Below are 13,817 nucleotides of genomic sequence, written 5' to 3'. Positions count from 1 at the left end.
AAATCTGAAGCAGACGGAAGAGGCGTTTTCCGTCTGCTTTTGTATTTAGCGCAATTCATTTCGAGAAAATTGACTGGAGAGTAGACGGATTTAACGGAGAAACAGAGATTTGTCACACTGGCTGATTCGTTGCCGATCAGGGAAGAGGGCACGAGCAGGCATTTAAGCTATTTTAATCGTTTGAACCAAAACTGCACACATCAGTTTTTCTAGCAATGCTCGTTCACAAAAATTTAAGGCGTCAACATTTCAAGTAAGCTCAATTGTTATTTAAATATAGTAACAACCCTTGGTTTCCCAACTTTATTTCCCGAGAAATAAACCTTTGCAATAATATTAAAGCATAAATACTTAGGTGGTATAATTGTTTTTTTGTATTTTTTCATTTCCGAGAAATAGGATTATTTTATCAAAATAACAAATAGAGGATACAGCGTATATGTTGCTGTACCTCTATTTGTTTTTATCCTCTATATAAGGCTCTATCAGGACTTCTACCCTTCGGTTGGCTTCACGGCCTTTTGCTGTGTTATTATCTGCGATGGGCTGAAATTCTCCAAATCCTTTTGCACTGAACAACCGCTGATCCAGCTTTCCATCTTCCAGAAGCACCTTCATGAAGTTGACCGCCCTCATTACGCTTAATTCCCAGTTGGACTGAAACTCGGAATTCTTTATTGGGACATTGTCGGTATGACCGCTAATAATTACACTTCTCGGCAATTCCATCTCAAGTAATGTCGCAAGTTCTTTTGCCGTTTTTTTGTCCCCTTCCCTTACCTCGGCGCTTCCTGATTTGAAAAGCACGCTGTCATTTATTGTGATCAGTAATCCCTCAGAAGTTAACGAGGTGGAGAACTTATCTTGATAATTTTTCTCCTGAATATAGTTATCCACCTTTTTCTTTAATGCTTCAAGGATCTTTAAGTCTGCCAGCTCATCTGTAAACTGTTCCATCGGATCATTTTCAATTTCATCGGTTCCGTCCACCTGCTCTACAATTTCCAACGGTTCCTCGAATTCCACCGGACCGTCACCACCAACGAAAATACCGCTAAATACCCTTGATAATTGCTGGAACTTCTGCGCATCTACTGAACTGGCTGCGAATAGTACGATAAAAAGCGCAAGGAGCAACGTCATCAAGTCAGCATATGGAAGAAGCCAGGATTCACCAAGTTCTTCTTCATGTTCCTTCTTCCGTCTACGCCTGGACATTGGATACCACTTCGCTTTCATTCTGCAATTCTTTGCGCTGGGCTTCCGGAAGGTAGGAAGACAGTTTCTGCTCTATCATTCTCGGTGCCTCCCCTTCCAGGATTGATAATATCCCATCTACCATCATTTCCTTCAATCTTACTTCTTCATGTGACTTCCGCTTTAATTTATTCGCAAATGGATGCCATAAAACATAGCCAGTAAAGATTCCAAAAAGCGTTGCGACAAATGCAGCTGAAATGGCAGCCCCCAGTTCATCTGTGTTGTCCATATTCGCCAATGCGGCAATCAAACCTATCACGGCTCCCAGCACCCCTAATGTCGGCGCATAAGTGCCTGCCTGTGTAAAAATTTGTGCCCCAGCCGCATGCCGTTCTTCCATTGCATCAATTTCATCATGAAGAACTTCCCGTATGTAATCTGCGCTCTGGCCGTCGACAGCCATTAAAAGACCTTGCTTTAAGAATGGTTCATCGACTTTTTCCATTTCAGCTTCCAACGCAAGCAGTCCTTCTCTTCTTGCCAATTGAGCCATGTCCGAAAATAGAAAGATCAATTCCTTTGGTGTCGGCATCTTTTTTTCTTTAAAAATAATTCCAAATAGCTTAGGCACCCGTTTAATCTCGGATGATGGAAATGCGATAATGACACTCGCAGCCGTGCCCACGAAAATGACCAAAATCGCTGCAGGGTTCAGCAATGCTGCTATATCAACACCTTTTAAAACCATGCCCATCCCTATGGCAATGACCCCAAGAAAAACTCCAATCAACGATGTTTTATCCATTCGCTTCACCCTATACTAATAATATGTCTTATCTATAATATCGGCAGAAGCAACAATGTTTTAAGTGTTATTAATGAAGGTTTTTCTTATGGTTCTGTCGGATTCAATGATCTTAGTAAAATGGCCGGTTATCCTGTAGATTTCTTCCAATCCTTTGATGTAGGAGGATTTATATAGAATTAATATGTTTTTTTCAAACTGGAAGAATACTGAAGAACCTAATTTTGGTAAAGTACAGCGTAATTAGTCAAAAAACTTCTTCTCAATCTTATGTTCATAGCGTTTAAAAACAGAAGAGTTTGTTTTTATTCTTTTTTTGGAGAGCATACTATTATATTTCAATAACTTTTCGTTTAACTGCCTTCTCAACTCTTCAGCTTCCAATTTATCTTCTGAATGACGAATCAGATCTTCAATAGTCATCAATTCTTTTTTCGCATCCATCTCCTCCGGAGTAAACCCAGAGTTTTGCATAACTCTGTACGCCATCCTTAAATCGTCCGGAATCCCTTTCAATTTATCGGGAGGCAGCGGCTTCCCTTGTCCTGGAAGATTATCGAACTCTCCTTCCTCATAGGCTTTGCGAATCTTATCCTCCGAGATGTAAAAAAACTTGTCCATCAAATGCCTCCTTATATTTCATCGTTATTGTCTGTTATTTTAACAGGAGTTATTAATTTGTGCGTAGAACTTGTTAAGTAGATTTGAGAAAGAATTTCCACATATTGGCGTATCTTTGATTTTCAAATCCCGGGCTCCTCTATTGTCGAATTCGGAATTTTATCGTTTATAAATTCCCTCTTGCCCCCTTCTATTTTTTGTATTATTATTCAAATAGTAATGATTACGATTTGGACTTTAAAAGATTTAATTACCACATTATTTTATTTGTTTATTTCATGGAAAGGATTGAAGGGATGAGGTTAAGAATTTATATTTTTACTCTACTGCTTGTTGCAGCCTTCCTTTTAACTGGCTGCAATGAAAACCCGGCTTCCGATAAGGGAAAGACTAAAGACGCATTGTCGATATACACAACCGTCTTCCCCATCGAGGATTTCACGAAAAAAATTGGCGGCGAGCATGTAGAGGTCAAAAGTGTCTATCCTGTCGGTGCAGATGCACATACTTATGAGCCCACGATGAAAACAATGATGGACATCGCCGACTCAGATTTACTGATTTATAATGGAGCAGGACTGGAATCATTCATTGGTAAAATGGAGAAGTCGTTGAAAAATGAAAAAGTGGTAAAGATAGAGGCTTCCAAAGGTGTTCAATTACTGAGCAGTGAAGAGGAGCATGCTGAAGAAGAGCACGCTGATGACGACCATCATCATGATAAAGACCCCCACATTTGGATTGACCCGGAAAACGCCATAATCATGGCAGAGAATATAAAGAATGCGCTAAGCGATCAGATGCCATCGGCCAAAGATGACTTTGATAAAAACTATCAGGAATTAAAAACAAACTTGCAACAACTTGACAACGATTTGCGCACGACGATTGAATCGGCCGATCGCAAGGAGATTCTGGTCTCACATGCTGCTTACGGATATTGGGAGCACCGCTACGGTATAGAACAAATCAGCATTACCGGCTTGAGTACGGATAATGAGCCTTCCCAAAAACAGCTGCAAACAATTATTGAAAGAGCAAAAGAGCATGATATCAAATATATTATTTACAATCAAAACCCGGCTACAAAAGTAGCGGATACGATTCAAAAGGAAACGGGGACAAAAGCCCTCACCTTACACAATCTTGAATATATCACCGAGAAAGATAAACAAAACAACGAGGACTACTTCAGTATTATGGACAAAAATATCGGTACCTTAAAAGAAGCATTGTCTAAATAACAAAGAACCCAGGCAGCACAATTATCATGTGCCGCCTGGGCTTTTCTTTTTTATTTAGAAAGATTTTGGCTTATCAGTCGGATTAGCCAAAATCATCTTGAAAGTAAGCTTTCTTTTCAAATTAGAGTATGATATGTCTAGCCCCTGGCGCCATCAGCTCAAGATCACAAGCTGCCAGGAGGCTTATTCAGGAAGATTGTGCTGCTGCGCCATAGCTTATTAGAGGAGGCCTTGTTCAGCTCGTCGCAAAGCAACATGAAACATTTTCGGAGATGTTTCTCACGTTGTGATTGAAATAGGCTGCTTTCCTGTGGTGGCTGAAGAGCTCCCTCTCAAAATTCTCATTGTGCTTGTCGCCTAAGGCTGCGCGCCTAACGCTTTTCTTTAAACAGCAGCTTCCACTGTCTCCAATGCCATTGCTGGACCAAAGAATTCATAACGGATGTTTTCACCGGACACTCCGAGTTCACCCAGAATAGTTACAACTGCTTTCAAGAAAGGCACTGGTCCGCATACATAGCAGATTGTCTCTTTTGAAATTTTGTCTTCTAAAAATTCTTTTGTGATATAGCCAGTGAAGCTGTGGTCCCCTTCTGGATTTGCAGGTTCTTGATATCCATAATAGCAGCTTCCTCTTTGTAGTTTGCCAGCCAATTCACATGCTTCCTTACCAAAGGCATGCACCCCTTCGTTCCTTGCTGAATGAATGAATGTCACATCGCGGTCAGAATCATTTTTGACCAAAGTTTCAAGCATACTCATCATTGGTGTAAGTCCCACCCCACCGCTGATGAAGGCAACTGGTGCAGTTTCTTCCATATTTAATGTAAAGTCTCCCGCCGGAGCACTTGCTTCGATTGTATCGCCCACATTTAAATAATCATGCAGGTAATTGGAAACTTTTCCGTTCGGTTGGTAATCTGCTTCTCTTTTAACGGAAATTCTGTAATATTCATTTCCTGGTGCACAAGATAAGCTGTATTGACGGTTTAGTGCGTATTTTTCGCCAGGGATATTAACTTTGACTGTTATATATTGACCAGGTTCAAATGTTGGAAGTGGCTGCCCGTCTTTTGCTTTGAAGTAAAAGGAAGTAATGACGTCACTCTCTTTCACTTTATCGACGACTTCCAGTTCCTTGAAATCACTCCAGCCGCCAGCTTGAGCACCGGCCGTTTCATACATGTTTGCTTCAATATCGATGAACACTTGTGCGATCACGCCGTATGCTTCCGCCCATGCATCGATGATTTCTTCTGTCGCCGCATCACCAAGCACTTCTTTAATGGCTTCCAATAAGTGCTTTCCTACAATCGGATAATGTTCCGGTTTAACACCGAGACCGCGGTGTTTATGCGCTACCTGTACAACTGCTGGGAGAACACTTTCCAATTTGTCGATATTTTGGGCCGCTGCATAGACCATGTTTGCAAGAGCTGTTTGCTGACGACCTTGTGATTGGTTCGCATGATTAAAAATATTAAGTAATTCAGGATGGTTGTTGAACATGTTTTTGTAAAAAACGGATGTGATTGTAACGCCGTGAACTTCCAATACTGGTACTGTTGATTTGATAATGTCGATAGTTTTTTGTGAAAGAGCCATTTTGCATTCTCCTTTTAAAAGATGTATTTTAAATCTATCTTTAATTCAACTTTAATGGATTCAGGCAACAGCCACAATCCCTTTTCATGTGGTGTAAAAAAGCTGACAAAATCTCGACGCAATTTGTTCACAAAAGATGCATTTAAAATATATCTTTTATCTTCCCCTCTATCAAAGCACTGAAAATGCCTTTTGGAGTCCTAAAATGATATGATTAAAGTTGGTGATGTAAATAATGAGACTAACAAATTACACTGATTATTCTTTGCGTGTTTTAATATACCTTGCCTTGAAAAAGCCGGAGGAACTGGCAAATATTACGGAGATTGCAGAGGCATACGGCATCTCCAGGAACCATTTGACAAAGGTGATCCATGAACTTGGAAAAATGGGCGTCATCCATACGATCCGCGGGCGCGGCGGTGGAATAAAACTCGCACTGGCTCCAGAGGAAATCAATATCGGGGAAGTTGTCCGGAAAACAGAGGATGATTTCAATATAGTGGAATGTTTCAGTGAAGGTCCTTCACATTGTGTCATTTCCCCTGTCTGCGGCTTAAAGCATGTGCTCAATCGTGCCCTTTTTGCCTATTTGGCAGTTCTGGATGAATATACGTTGGCTGATATCGTGAAGTCACCGTTTGATTATCGTACTCTTCTTGGAATGGATCAATAGCTTCCTTTGGATTTATCTTCCTATCCTGCTAAAATATAAAAAACTACTTTTTACAAAGGAGAATGTATATGGCTGATTTCCAGGAAAAACTTGAAAGGTATGCAGAGCTTGCCGTAAAGGTCGGTGTGAATATTCAAAGCGGCCAGACACTTGCCATCAATGCAACGATCGATAATGCAGAATTCATCAGGCTTATCGTGAAAAAGGCATATGAAGCTGGAGCAAAAAATGTCGTTGTCAATTGGAATGATGACATTGTGACCCGCCTGAAATATGATATGGCACCTGATGAAACTTTTAATGACTATCCGCATTGGCGCGCAAAAGAAATGGAAGAGTTGGCGGAAAGCGGCGCAGCTTTCATGTCTGTCGTGTCCTCCGGTCCCGATTTATTAAAAGGAGTCGACCCAAACCGGATTGGCAATTTTCAAAAAGCAGCGGGAAAAGCGTTGAATAAATACCGCCAATACATTCAATCCGATAAAGTCAGCTGGACTGTAATTGCTGCTCCTTCGGAAGACTGGGCAAAAAAGGTCTTTCCGGATGCTCCTTCCGAAAAACGGGTGGCAATGCTTTGGGATGCAATCTTCAAGGCAACGCGGACAGACCTCGCTGATCCGATCCAAGCCTGGAAGAAGCATGACCAAAACCTGCACGAAAAAGTCGATTACTTAAATGAAAGGCGCTATAAAAAGCTTCATTATAAAGCACCTGGCACCGACTTGACGATTGAGCTTCCGAAAGGCCATCTATGGGTTGGTGCGGGAAGCATCAACGAACAAGGCGATGAGTTCATGGCCAACATGCCTACTGAAGAGGTTTTTACAGTACCTTATAAATATGGTGTAGACGGCACTGTTACCAATACGAAGCCGCTGAGCTATGGCGGAAATATTATCGATGGATTTACACTGACATTCGAAAAAGGCAAGATTGTGAATGTAAAGGCAGAAGAAGGAGAAGAGATTTTAAAGGGGCTAGTCGACACGGACGAAGGATCCCATTATCTCGGGGAAATAGCGCTTGTTCCTTTCAACTCGCCAATTTCCCAATCAAACATACTATTTTATAACACATTATTTGACGAAAATGCTTCCAACCATATCGCAATCGGAAGCGCTTATGCCTTTTGTCTGGAAGGTGGAAAAAACATGAGCCAGGATGAATTGGAAAAGAACGGGCTGAACACAAGCATCACCCACGTAGACTTCATGATTGGCTCCGATAAAATGGATATCGACGGAATCCTGGAATCCGGCGAAAGCGAGCCGGTATTCAGGAACGGTGATTGGGCGTTTTGATAGAAAAGTGGAGAGCGACGCTTAGCGACGTACAGACTGGACGACTCCTGACGAGATAAAGGAAACACGGCGACGAAGGCCGCCTCAGACCGCCACATCCTGTGGCTTCGGTGGCACTAGGACGTCCTGTCCGTCGGAGCCGATGTTGACTTATCGTAGGAGGAGGCGCGAAGTCTGCTAGTCGATAGGCGTTGGAGCTGGACAGAGGAAAAGCGGAAACGCCTGCCCATCGATATACAGACTCGATAATAAATTCATAAAATAAGAGGTTTGGCACTTATGCCAAACCTCTTTCATTTAATAATAGTCTATTTCAGTTTCCCAGCTATATCCTACTTCATCCAAATAACGATCCTCAAGCTCGTCCATTATTTGAGTGTCCATTGAATTTCTTCCGCCTGCGCTCCATGAAGCGAGTTGGTTTGCCTCAATAATTGAATCTTGATTCCCTTTGACAACCACAGAATTGTTCCACCTCTTCGTCACAGAAGAACCATCGGGATTGTACATGACTCTTTTTGACAGCTTATCCATTACGACATCTCCCCTTTATATAAAATATTCCAAAATACGAGGTGACCAGAGACGCCAAGAGTAAAAAAAATGGAAAAGCATATTCATCTATACCCTTTTATATAAATAATAAACACGAACTTTTAATTTTTTTGATGAATTAGTTTTACCACCATCTTCCAGTGATATAATGAGTAGCAGTTAAACATCATTGAGGTGAATATATTGGAACAACAGCAAAGCAAAAAAATGAAGGAATCACTGACTGTTAAAACGAGTCATGTGTCGCCTCCGGATACGAATCATCACGGGAATTTATTCGGGGGAAAATTAATGTCTGATGTGGATGATGTTGCATCAATAGCTGCCGCCAGGTTCTCTCGCAAACCTGTCGTTACGGTATCAACAGATTCCGTTGATTTTATTAAACCAATCCGGATCGGCGATGCTGTAACTATGGAAGCAATGGTCACCTGGAGTGGCAGAACTTCTATGGAAGTATTTGTAAAAGTGTTATCTGAACATTTAATAACAGGCGAAAAGTCAATTGCTGCTTTTTCGTTCCTTACTTTTGTCGCCTTGGATGAAGACGGCCGCCCAACCCCCGTCCCAAAGGCAGTACCCGAGTCAGAAGAAGAGCGCTGGCTGAATAAAACGGCTAAATCTCGGGCGGCACAACGACAAAAAAGGAAAACAGAAAGCAAGCAATTAGCAGATTTCTTCTCAAATATAACCTTATAATACAGGAATATAATGGATGATTACATTATCGCGATATTTTTACAGGAAGGTTAAATTTATATAACAGCCTCTGTCGAAGATAGAATAAATTCCTTGAATTATCAACGTTCGTGTCACCTTTTGACTCTTATTGTCTGTAACAATTTATTCCACCTGCTAATTACAGCAAGAAATATCCCTATAAATTGATTATACTTAGATGAGGATATTACAAGTAAAGGCAAGGTGGTACATATGTTTTCAACTACTGAAATCGGAATTGATCTTGGAACAGCAAATGTTCTTGTTTATACAAAAAATAAAGGTATTATATTGAATGAACCTTCCGTGGTGGCGGTTAATACAGATACAAAACAAGTAATTGCTATTGGAGCGGAAGCAAAAGAAATGATCGGTAAAACACCTGCCAACATTACTGCAGTCCGCCCGCTTCAAGATGGCGTCATTGCTGACTTTGACATAACCAGCCAAATGCTGAAGCATGTCATGAAAAAAGCGGGAAAAACGTTGGGCTTTGCCATTCGTAAACCTGATGTGGTTGTTTGCACCCCATCAGGAGCTACATCTGTTGAACGGCGAGCCATCCACGATGCCGTCAAATCATGTGGTGCAAAAAATGTACATCTGATTGAAGAACCTGTTGCCGCAGCGATAGGGGCAGACCTTCCAGTTGAAGAGCCTGTTGCTAACGTTATAGTTGATATCGGCGGGGGCACAACGGAAGTAGCTATCATTTCCTATGGCGGGGTTGTCAATTGCAATACTGTCCGTATTGGCGGGGACCTATTGAATGATAATATCATTCAATACGTAAGAAAAACATACAACTTATTGATCGGAGAGCGGACGGCCGAAAATATCAAAATAGAAATCGGGTATGCTTTGGTTAAACATACTGAGCAAAAAATGGATATCCGCGGTCGTGACCTTGTAACAGGCCTTCCTAAAACTATCCAGTTAAGTTCATTTGAAATCCAGGAATCATTGAAAGAGTCATTGCTTCATATTTTGGAAGCAATCCGAGCTACATTGGAAAATTGCCCTGCTGAACTGAGCGGCGATATCGTTGACCACGGTGTTGTCTTATCAGGAGGCGGTGCGCTTCTTAACGGTATGCAGGAATGGCTGAGCGATGAAATCATCGTTCCTGTCCATATTGCACCGAACCCACTGGAGTCGGTGGCAGTAGGTACAGGACGGGCCCTTAAATTTATTAATCAGTTACAGACAGTGAAGTAATAGGTTGAAAGAATAAACAAACAAACTATCTACCAATTGAGTGGGAACCAGAATCCTATTCCTTACCTCGGATTATCTGGGGACTCACTCAAATGTGACACTATTGAGTGATTATAATCAACGCCTTCGAAAAAGATGACAGTGTTTTTTCCAAGTCATCCCTGATAACACTGATGAGGGTTTGATAGTCGCTAGCAGAATTTCTCAGCAAAATGGTCCCTTGCTTCTTTCACCAATTGGTTTTCGTATAAAATGCAAATAAAGCCGCCAGGAAAATCATTTTCACAGATTTTCTAGGCGGCCTATTTTTTATTATTTTATTGTCTCTTCTTCCATTTCGATGTCTTCTTGTGCTCTTGAAGCACGCACTTCCTCAGTCAATGCATCGATGCTTCCGCGCACATTTCCTTTTCCGGACAAGTTTTCCAAAAGCTCTCTCACATCGATACCGGATGAGGCTTTCAGAGACTCCTGCATCGTCGCCATCAAGTTGGTAGCATAACCTGTCACTTTATTGGCTCCTCCTTCTCCCTGGCCGCCAGTGTCAACAACAGTAATTTTATCGATATTGCCAAGAGGCGCTGCCACTTGCTTCGCATATTCAGGAAGCATCTTCAAGACCATATCCAATACAGCTGCCTGGCCAAACTGTTCGAACGCTTCCGCCACTTTGCGTTTCGCTTCAGCTTCCGCTATTCCTTTCAAGCGAATAACTTCCGCTTCAGACTCCCCTTGCGCTCGCTCTGCATCTGCTTTTGCCACACCATCAAGACGAATGCGCTCAGCTTCCGCTTTTGCAGTAGCTTCCACACGGTATTGATGGGCGTCTGCTTCAGCCATCTGCTTTGCTTTATCCGCACTCGCCGCCTGCTCAACAGCATAACGGTCGGCGTCAGCTTTCTTCTTCACTTCAGAATCGTATTGACGCTCACGGCGCAGAATCTCTTTCTCTTCAAGCTCAATTTGCTTTTGACGTTCAATGATCTTAATTTGCATCTCATGTTCGGTTACTTCCTGTTTGGCACGCGCTGTTTCAAGATCGTATGCTTGGTCGGCACTCGCCCGCGCAATATCCTGCTCGCGGCGGTATTCCGCCATTTTCAGCTGGTTGACCTTTTCAGCCTCTGCTATTTCCGTCGCACGTTCAAGCTCCGCTTTTTTTGCTTCTTTCGCAGCTTCTGCCCGCTTGATCCGCGTTTCTTTTTCTGCATCCGCCGTTGCTATATCGGCATCGCGCTTTACCTGTGCAATCCGCGGCTTCCCAAGTGAATCCAGATAGCCATTCTTATCACGAACTTCTTTAATTGTAAAAGATACTATGACAAGACCCATTTTCGCCAAGTCCTGTGATGCGACACGCTGCACCTCTTGAGAAAATTTATCCCGGTTTTTATAGATTTCTTCTACTGTCATGGAACCAAGGATTGAACGAAGATGACCTTCCAATACTTCCTTCGCTTCATTCTCTCTTTCTTCTTTCGTTTTTCCTAAAAACTGTTCAGCAGCTGTTGCAATTTCGCCAATGGATCCACCGATTTTAATGATGGCGGTTCCGTCTGCCATAACCGGAACACCTTGTTCCGTATAAACTTCAGGGGTAGTGACTTCAAGCTTGCTTGACAGTAAGCTGAGAGGCTGCGCCTGTTGGAAAACCGGAAGTACGAAGGCACCGCCGCCACGGATGATTTTTATTTTATTCCCGGCATCATCCACATGAACATTTTTTCCTCCAAGATAGCTTCCTGTCACAATCAATGCTTCATCCGGTCCTGCCGTTCTATATTTGGTGATAAACACAGCAATAAGGGCAATAAGAATAAAAACAACTATTAATAATACAATCATTACACCAAAAGGCATCTATCATTTCCCCCCTCTTAAAATTTGTGTCAAATACATAAGCAGCACAGAATCAGGCCAACGAAGAGATTAGCCGCTTATCAGTTGGTGATCTTTTGAAATTCCGCGTTAAGTAAAATTCTTCTTGTATGGCACCACTAGCAATACACCATCTTTCACTTCGATCACGAGTATTTCAGTTCCTTCCGGTACCGCATTGTTTTCGAAGCTGGCTGCAGGCTTAGAAATCATCCCGCTGTAACTTTCAATTACCACTTCCCCAAAACCTTCCTCGGGTATGGTCAGAATCACCTTACCGATTCTACCCTCTAAAGATTTCTCCGTATAGCTCAATGACTGTTCCGCCGAAGACATGGGAACAAGTACGAATACGTTAAGAATAATGTCGAGCATTAGCGCGGCAAGCGCAGCGATCCCCATGATCAGAAAACTATTCATGGTGGTTACCACTTCAAGAATATATCCACCTGCGGAGAAAAAAGTTATAGAGGCCAAAATGAGAATCGGATTTAAAAATCCGGCCGCTTCCCCGATCCCCTCCAGAACATCTCCAAAGAAAAGATATAAAATCGTCAAACTTCCAGAGACAATCAACAAGATCAAATAGATGGTTTCAATTGATGTACCAAAAAGAGTCACGGCCATCCATCCCTTTTCAAAATTTTATGTAATTCTTTTATATACCCCACCTTTTCTCTATATATATCGCGATAATATTATTACGTTTTAATAAGTATTTAGTTTCATTTTTTTAGATTTAACCTTGGGCCGCATTCTGCATTGTATTTTTGGCAGTATCCTTTCGGCATAGGCGCACGAGTAAATAAACGAGGGGCGTATCCAAAATCGCAACTACAAACTTAAAGGAATATTGAGTTAAAATCAGGGCAAACAATGCGCTAGTAGGCATTGTCCCATAAAAAGCGATGGCGATAAAAATTGTTGTATCAACAAGCTGGCTCACCATGGTCGATGCGTTATTCCGAATCCACAACTTCTTTTCTCCGTGTTTCTTTTTCAAACGATTGAACACCGTCACATCAAGGTTTTGGCTGATAAGGAAAGACAGCAGGCTTGCCAATGTGACACGGAATCCGGCTGAAAATATCGTTTCGAATTCAGCCTGATTTTCATAAAAAGGAGCCGGCGGAAGTTTAATAGTGATATAGATAAACAAAATTGCGAGCATCTGCGTAACCAGCCCGGCCATGACAGTTTTCCTAGCAGCATTTTTTCCGTACACTTCTGTAATCGTGTCCGTAATTGGATAGGTAAAAACATAGATGATGACCGCAGCTGGCAATACAACCCAATTTCCGAAGCTGATTAGTTTCACTGCGAGTATGTTAGAAAGTATTAACAAGCCGACGAACGCTCCATTTAAATAATACAGCATTTTCGTCCTCTCCTAGCGGTTATCCACTTTTTCCGGATACATATCGTGGTTCATCAGACGGTTCTCAGCCATTTGTTCGAACTTCGTCCCGGGTTTTCCATAATTGCAGTAAGGATCGATGGACAGGCCGCCTCTTGGAGTGAACTTCCCCCACACTTCAATATATCTAGGATCGAGCAATTCAATCAGGTCGTTCATAATGATGTTTACGCAGTCTTCATGAAAATCGCCATGGTTACGGAAGCTGAACAGATAAAGCTTCAGCGACTTACTTTCAACGATTTTTTTATCGGGAATATAACTGATATACATTGTCGCGAAGTCCGGCTGATTCGTCTGCGGACATAGGGACGTAAACTCAGGGCAGTTGAACTTGATGAAGTAATCCCTGTTCGAATGCAAGTTATCTATCGACTCCAGCACCTGAGGTGAATATTCGAAAAGGTATTTTGTGTTTTGATTCCCTAACAGCGATAAATCTTTCAGTGTATTTTCATTTCTTCCAGCCATTAAAAAAACCTCCCAAAGTTCGCCGGATTGCGGAGGGAGGTTCAAAAAAACTGGCATGTAAAAAAGCCATATCACGTGGATATGGCAGTAATTTTTTAGCCATAGT

Annotated in this window: 14 protein-coding genes; 5 read left to right on the top strand and 9 right to left on the bottom strand. The window is 42.0% G+C overall.

Features of this window, described 5'->3' with window-relative positions:
- Positions 1 to 453: 453 nt before the first annotated feature.
- The 3 genes from motB to D4T97_RS16820 form a co-directional block, all read right to left on the bottom strand.
- Positions 454 to 1,218, bottom strand: a complete 765-nt coding sequence (gene motB / locus D4T97_RS16830) for a flagellar motor protein MotB (protein WP_126051929.1) — start codon at positions 1,216 to 1,218, stop codon at positions 454 to 456.
- Complete coding sequence (gene motA, locus D4T97_RS16825) at positions 1,205 to 2,005, bottom strand: flagellar motor stator protein MotA (protein WP_126051928.1); 801 nt, start codon at positions 2,003 to 2,005, stop codon at positions 1,205 to 1,207. The genes motB and motA overlap by 14 nt, the downstream gene beginning before the upstream one ends.
- A 243-nt stretch (positions 2,006 to 2,248) precedes the next feature.
- Positions 2,249 to 2,626 carry a DnaJ family domain-containing protein gene (locus tag D4T97_RS16820; RefSeq protein WP_126051927.1) on the bottom strand — a complete coding sequence of 126 codons (378 nt, stop codon included), beginning with the start codon at positions 2,624 to 2,626 and terminating at the stop codon, positions 2,249 to 2,251.
- A gap of 296 nt (positions 2,627 to 2,922) precedes the next feature.
- Here D4T97_RS16820 and D4T97_RS16815 point away from each other — a divergent pair, with 296 nt between their 5' ends.
- A complete protein-coding gene (locus D4T97_RS16815; protein WP_126051926.1) occupies positions 2,923 to 3,870 on the top strand; it encodes a metal ABC transporter substrate-binding protein in 948 nt (315 codons plus the stop codon).
- 384 nt (positions 3,871 to 4,254) lie between these two features.
- Here the strand turns inward: D4T97_RS16815 and hmpA are convergent, their stop codons facing one another.
- A complete protein-coding gene (gene hmpA, locus D4T97_RS16810; RefSeq protein ID WP_126051925.1) occupies positions 4,255 to 5,475 on the bottom strand; it encodes an NO-inducible flavohemoprotein in 1,221 nt (406 codons plus the stop codon).
- A 235-nt stretch (positions 5,476 to 5,710) separates the two neighbouring features.
- On the opposite strand from hmpA, the gene D4T97_RS16805 reads away from it, so the two are divergent.
- Positions 5,711 to 6,151: an Rrf2 family transcriptional regulator gene (locus D4T97_RS16805; RefSeq protein WP_126051924.1), complete on the top strand. Its 441-nt coding sequence runs from the start codon at positions 5,711 to 5,713 to the stop codon at positions 6,149 to 6,151.
- Between the two features lie 68 nt (positions 6,152 to 6,219).
- On the top strand, positions 6,220 to 7,452 hold the full coding sequence (locus tag D4T97_RS16800; RefSeq protein ID WP_126051923.1) for an aminopeptidase: 1,233 nt from the start codon (positions 6,220 to 6,222) through the stop codon (positions 7,450 to 7,452).
- A 297-nt stretch (positions 7,453 to 7,749) separates the two neighbouring features.
- Here the strand turns inward: D4T97_RS16800 and D4T97_RS16795 are convergent, their stop codons facing one another.
- Entirely contained in the window at positions 7,750 to 7,986 is a 237-nt protein-coding gene (locus tag D4T97_RS16795) for a hypothetical protein (protein WP_126051922.1), read from the bottom strand.
- A 204-nt stretch (positions 7,987 to 8,190) separates the two neighbouring features.
- On the opposite strand from D4T97_RS16795, the gene D4T97_RS16790 reads away from it, so the two are divergent.
- Positions 8,191 to 8,706: an acyl-CoA thioesterase gene (locus tag D4T97_RS16790; protein ID WP_126051921.1), complete on the top strand. Its 516-nt coding sequence runs from the start codon at positions 8,191 to 8,193 to the stop codon at positions 8,704 to 8,706.
- A 234-nt stretch (positions 8,707 to 8,940) separates the two neighbouring features.
- The gene (mreBH, locus tag D4T97_RS16785; RefSeq protein WP_126051920.1) at positions 8,941 to 9,945 is read left to right on the top strand and encodes a rod-share determining protein MreBH; all 1,005 of its coding nucleotides are present in this window, start codon (positions 8,941 to 8,943) and stop codon (positions 9,943 to 9,945) included.
- Positions 9,946 to 10,257: 312 nt separating this feature from the next.
- On the opposite strand, the gene D4T97_RS16780 is transcribed toward mreBH, so the two are convergent.
- The 4 genes from D4T97_RS16780 to queF all read right to left on the bottom strand — a co-directional run bounded on the left by D4T97_RS16780 (position 10,258) and on the right by queF (position 13,711).
- On the bottom strand, positions 10,258 to 11,805 hold the full coding sequence (locus D4T97_RS16780; protein WP_126051919.1) for a flotillin family protein: 1,548 nt from the start codon (positions 11,803 to 11,805) through the stop codon (positions 10,258 to 10,260).
- 108 nt (positions 11,806 to 11,913) lie between these two features.
- Complete coding sequence (locus D4T97_RS16775; RefSeq protein ID WP_126051918.1) at positions 11,914 to 12,450, bottom strand: NfeD family protein; 537 nt, start codon at positions 12,448 to 12,450, stop codon at positions 11,914 to 11,916.
- A 112-nt stretch (positions 12,451 to 12,562) separates the two neighbouring features.
- A complete protein-coding gene (locus D4T97_RS16770) occupies positions 12,563 to 13,201 on the bottom strand; it encodes a queuosine precursor transporter (protein ID WP_126051917.1) in 639 nt (212 codons plus the stop codon).
- A 12-nt stretch (positions 13,202 to 13,213) separates the two neighbouring features.
- A complete protein-coding gene (queF, locus tag D4T97_RS16765) occupies positions 13,214 to 13,711 on the bottom strand; it encodes a preQ(1) synthase (RefSeq protein ID WP_126051916.1) in 498 nt (165 codons plus the stop codon).
- Positions 13,712 to 13,817 lie beyond the last annotated feature (106 nt).

Origin of the sequence: Siminovitchia acidinfaciens, assembly GCF_003605385.1 — a bacterium.
In the GTDB taxonomy this organism is placed as follows: Bacteria; Bacillota; Bacilli; order Bacillales; family Bacillaceae_C; genus Siminovitchia; species Siminovitchia acidinfaciens.
This window is presented reverse-complemented; position numbering and strand designations above follow the sequence as displayed.

What these genes read in the sequence shown, in the direction of transcription:
- motB (WP_126051929.1), bottom strand. Translation starts at nt 1,218, where the DNA reads ATGTCCAGGCGTAGACGGAAGAAGGAACATGAAGAAGAACTTGGTGAA.
- motA (WP_126051928.1), bottom strand. Translation starts at nt 2,005, where the DNA reads ATGGATAAAACATCGTTGATTGGAGTTTTTCTTGGGGTCATTGCCATA.
- D4T97_RS16820 (WP_126051927.1), bottom strand. Translation starts at nt 2,626, where the DNA reads ATGGACAAGTTTTTTTACATCTCGGAGGATAAGATTCGCAAAGCCTAT.
- D4T97_RS16815 (WP_126051926.1), top strand. Translation starts at nt 2,923, where the DNA reads ATGAGGTTAAGAATTTATATTTTTACTCTACTGCTTGTTGCAGCCTTC.
- hmpA (WP_126051925.1), bottom strand. Translation starts at nt 5,475, where the DNA reads ATGGCTCTTTCACAAAAAACTATCGACATTATCAAATCAACAGTACCA.
- D4T97_RS16805 (WP_126051924.1), top strand. Translation starts at nt 5,711, where the DNA reads ATGAGACTAACAAATTACACTGATTATTCTTTGCGTGTTTTAATATAC.
- D4T97_RS16800 (WP_126051923.1), top strand. Translation starts at nt 6,220, where the DNA reads ATGGCTGATTTCCAGGAAAAACTTGAAAGGTATGCAGAGCTTGCCGTA.
- D4T97_RS16795 (WP_126051922.1), bottom strand. Translation starts at nt 7,986, where the DNA reads ATGGATAAGCTGTCAAAAAGAGTCATGTACAATCCCGATGGTTCTTCT.
- mreBH (WP_126051920.1), top strand. Translation starts at nt 8,941, where the DNA reads ATGTTTTCAACTACTGAAATCGGAATTGATCTTGGAACAGCAAATGTT.
- D4T97_RS16780 (WP_126051919.1), bottom strand. Translation starts at nt 11,805, where the DNA reads ATGCCTTTTGGTGTAATGATTGTATTATTAATAGTTGTTTTTATTCTT.
- D4T97_RS16775 (WP_126051918.1), bottom strand. Translation starts at nt 12,450, where the DNA reads ATGGCCGTGACTCTTTTTGGTACATCAATTGAAACCATCTATTTGATC.
- D4T97_RS16770 (WP_126051917.1), bottom strand. Translation starts at nt 13,201, where the DNA reads ATGCTGTATTATTTAAATGGAGCGTTCGTCGGCTTGTTAATACTTTCT.
- queF (WP_126051916.1), bottom strand. Translation starts at nt 13,711, where the DNA reads ATGGCTGGAAGAAATGAAAATACACTGAAAGATTTATCGCTGTTAGGG.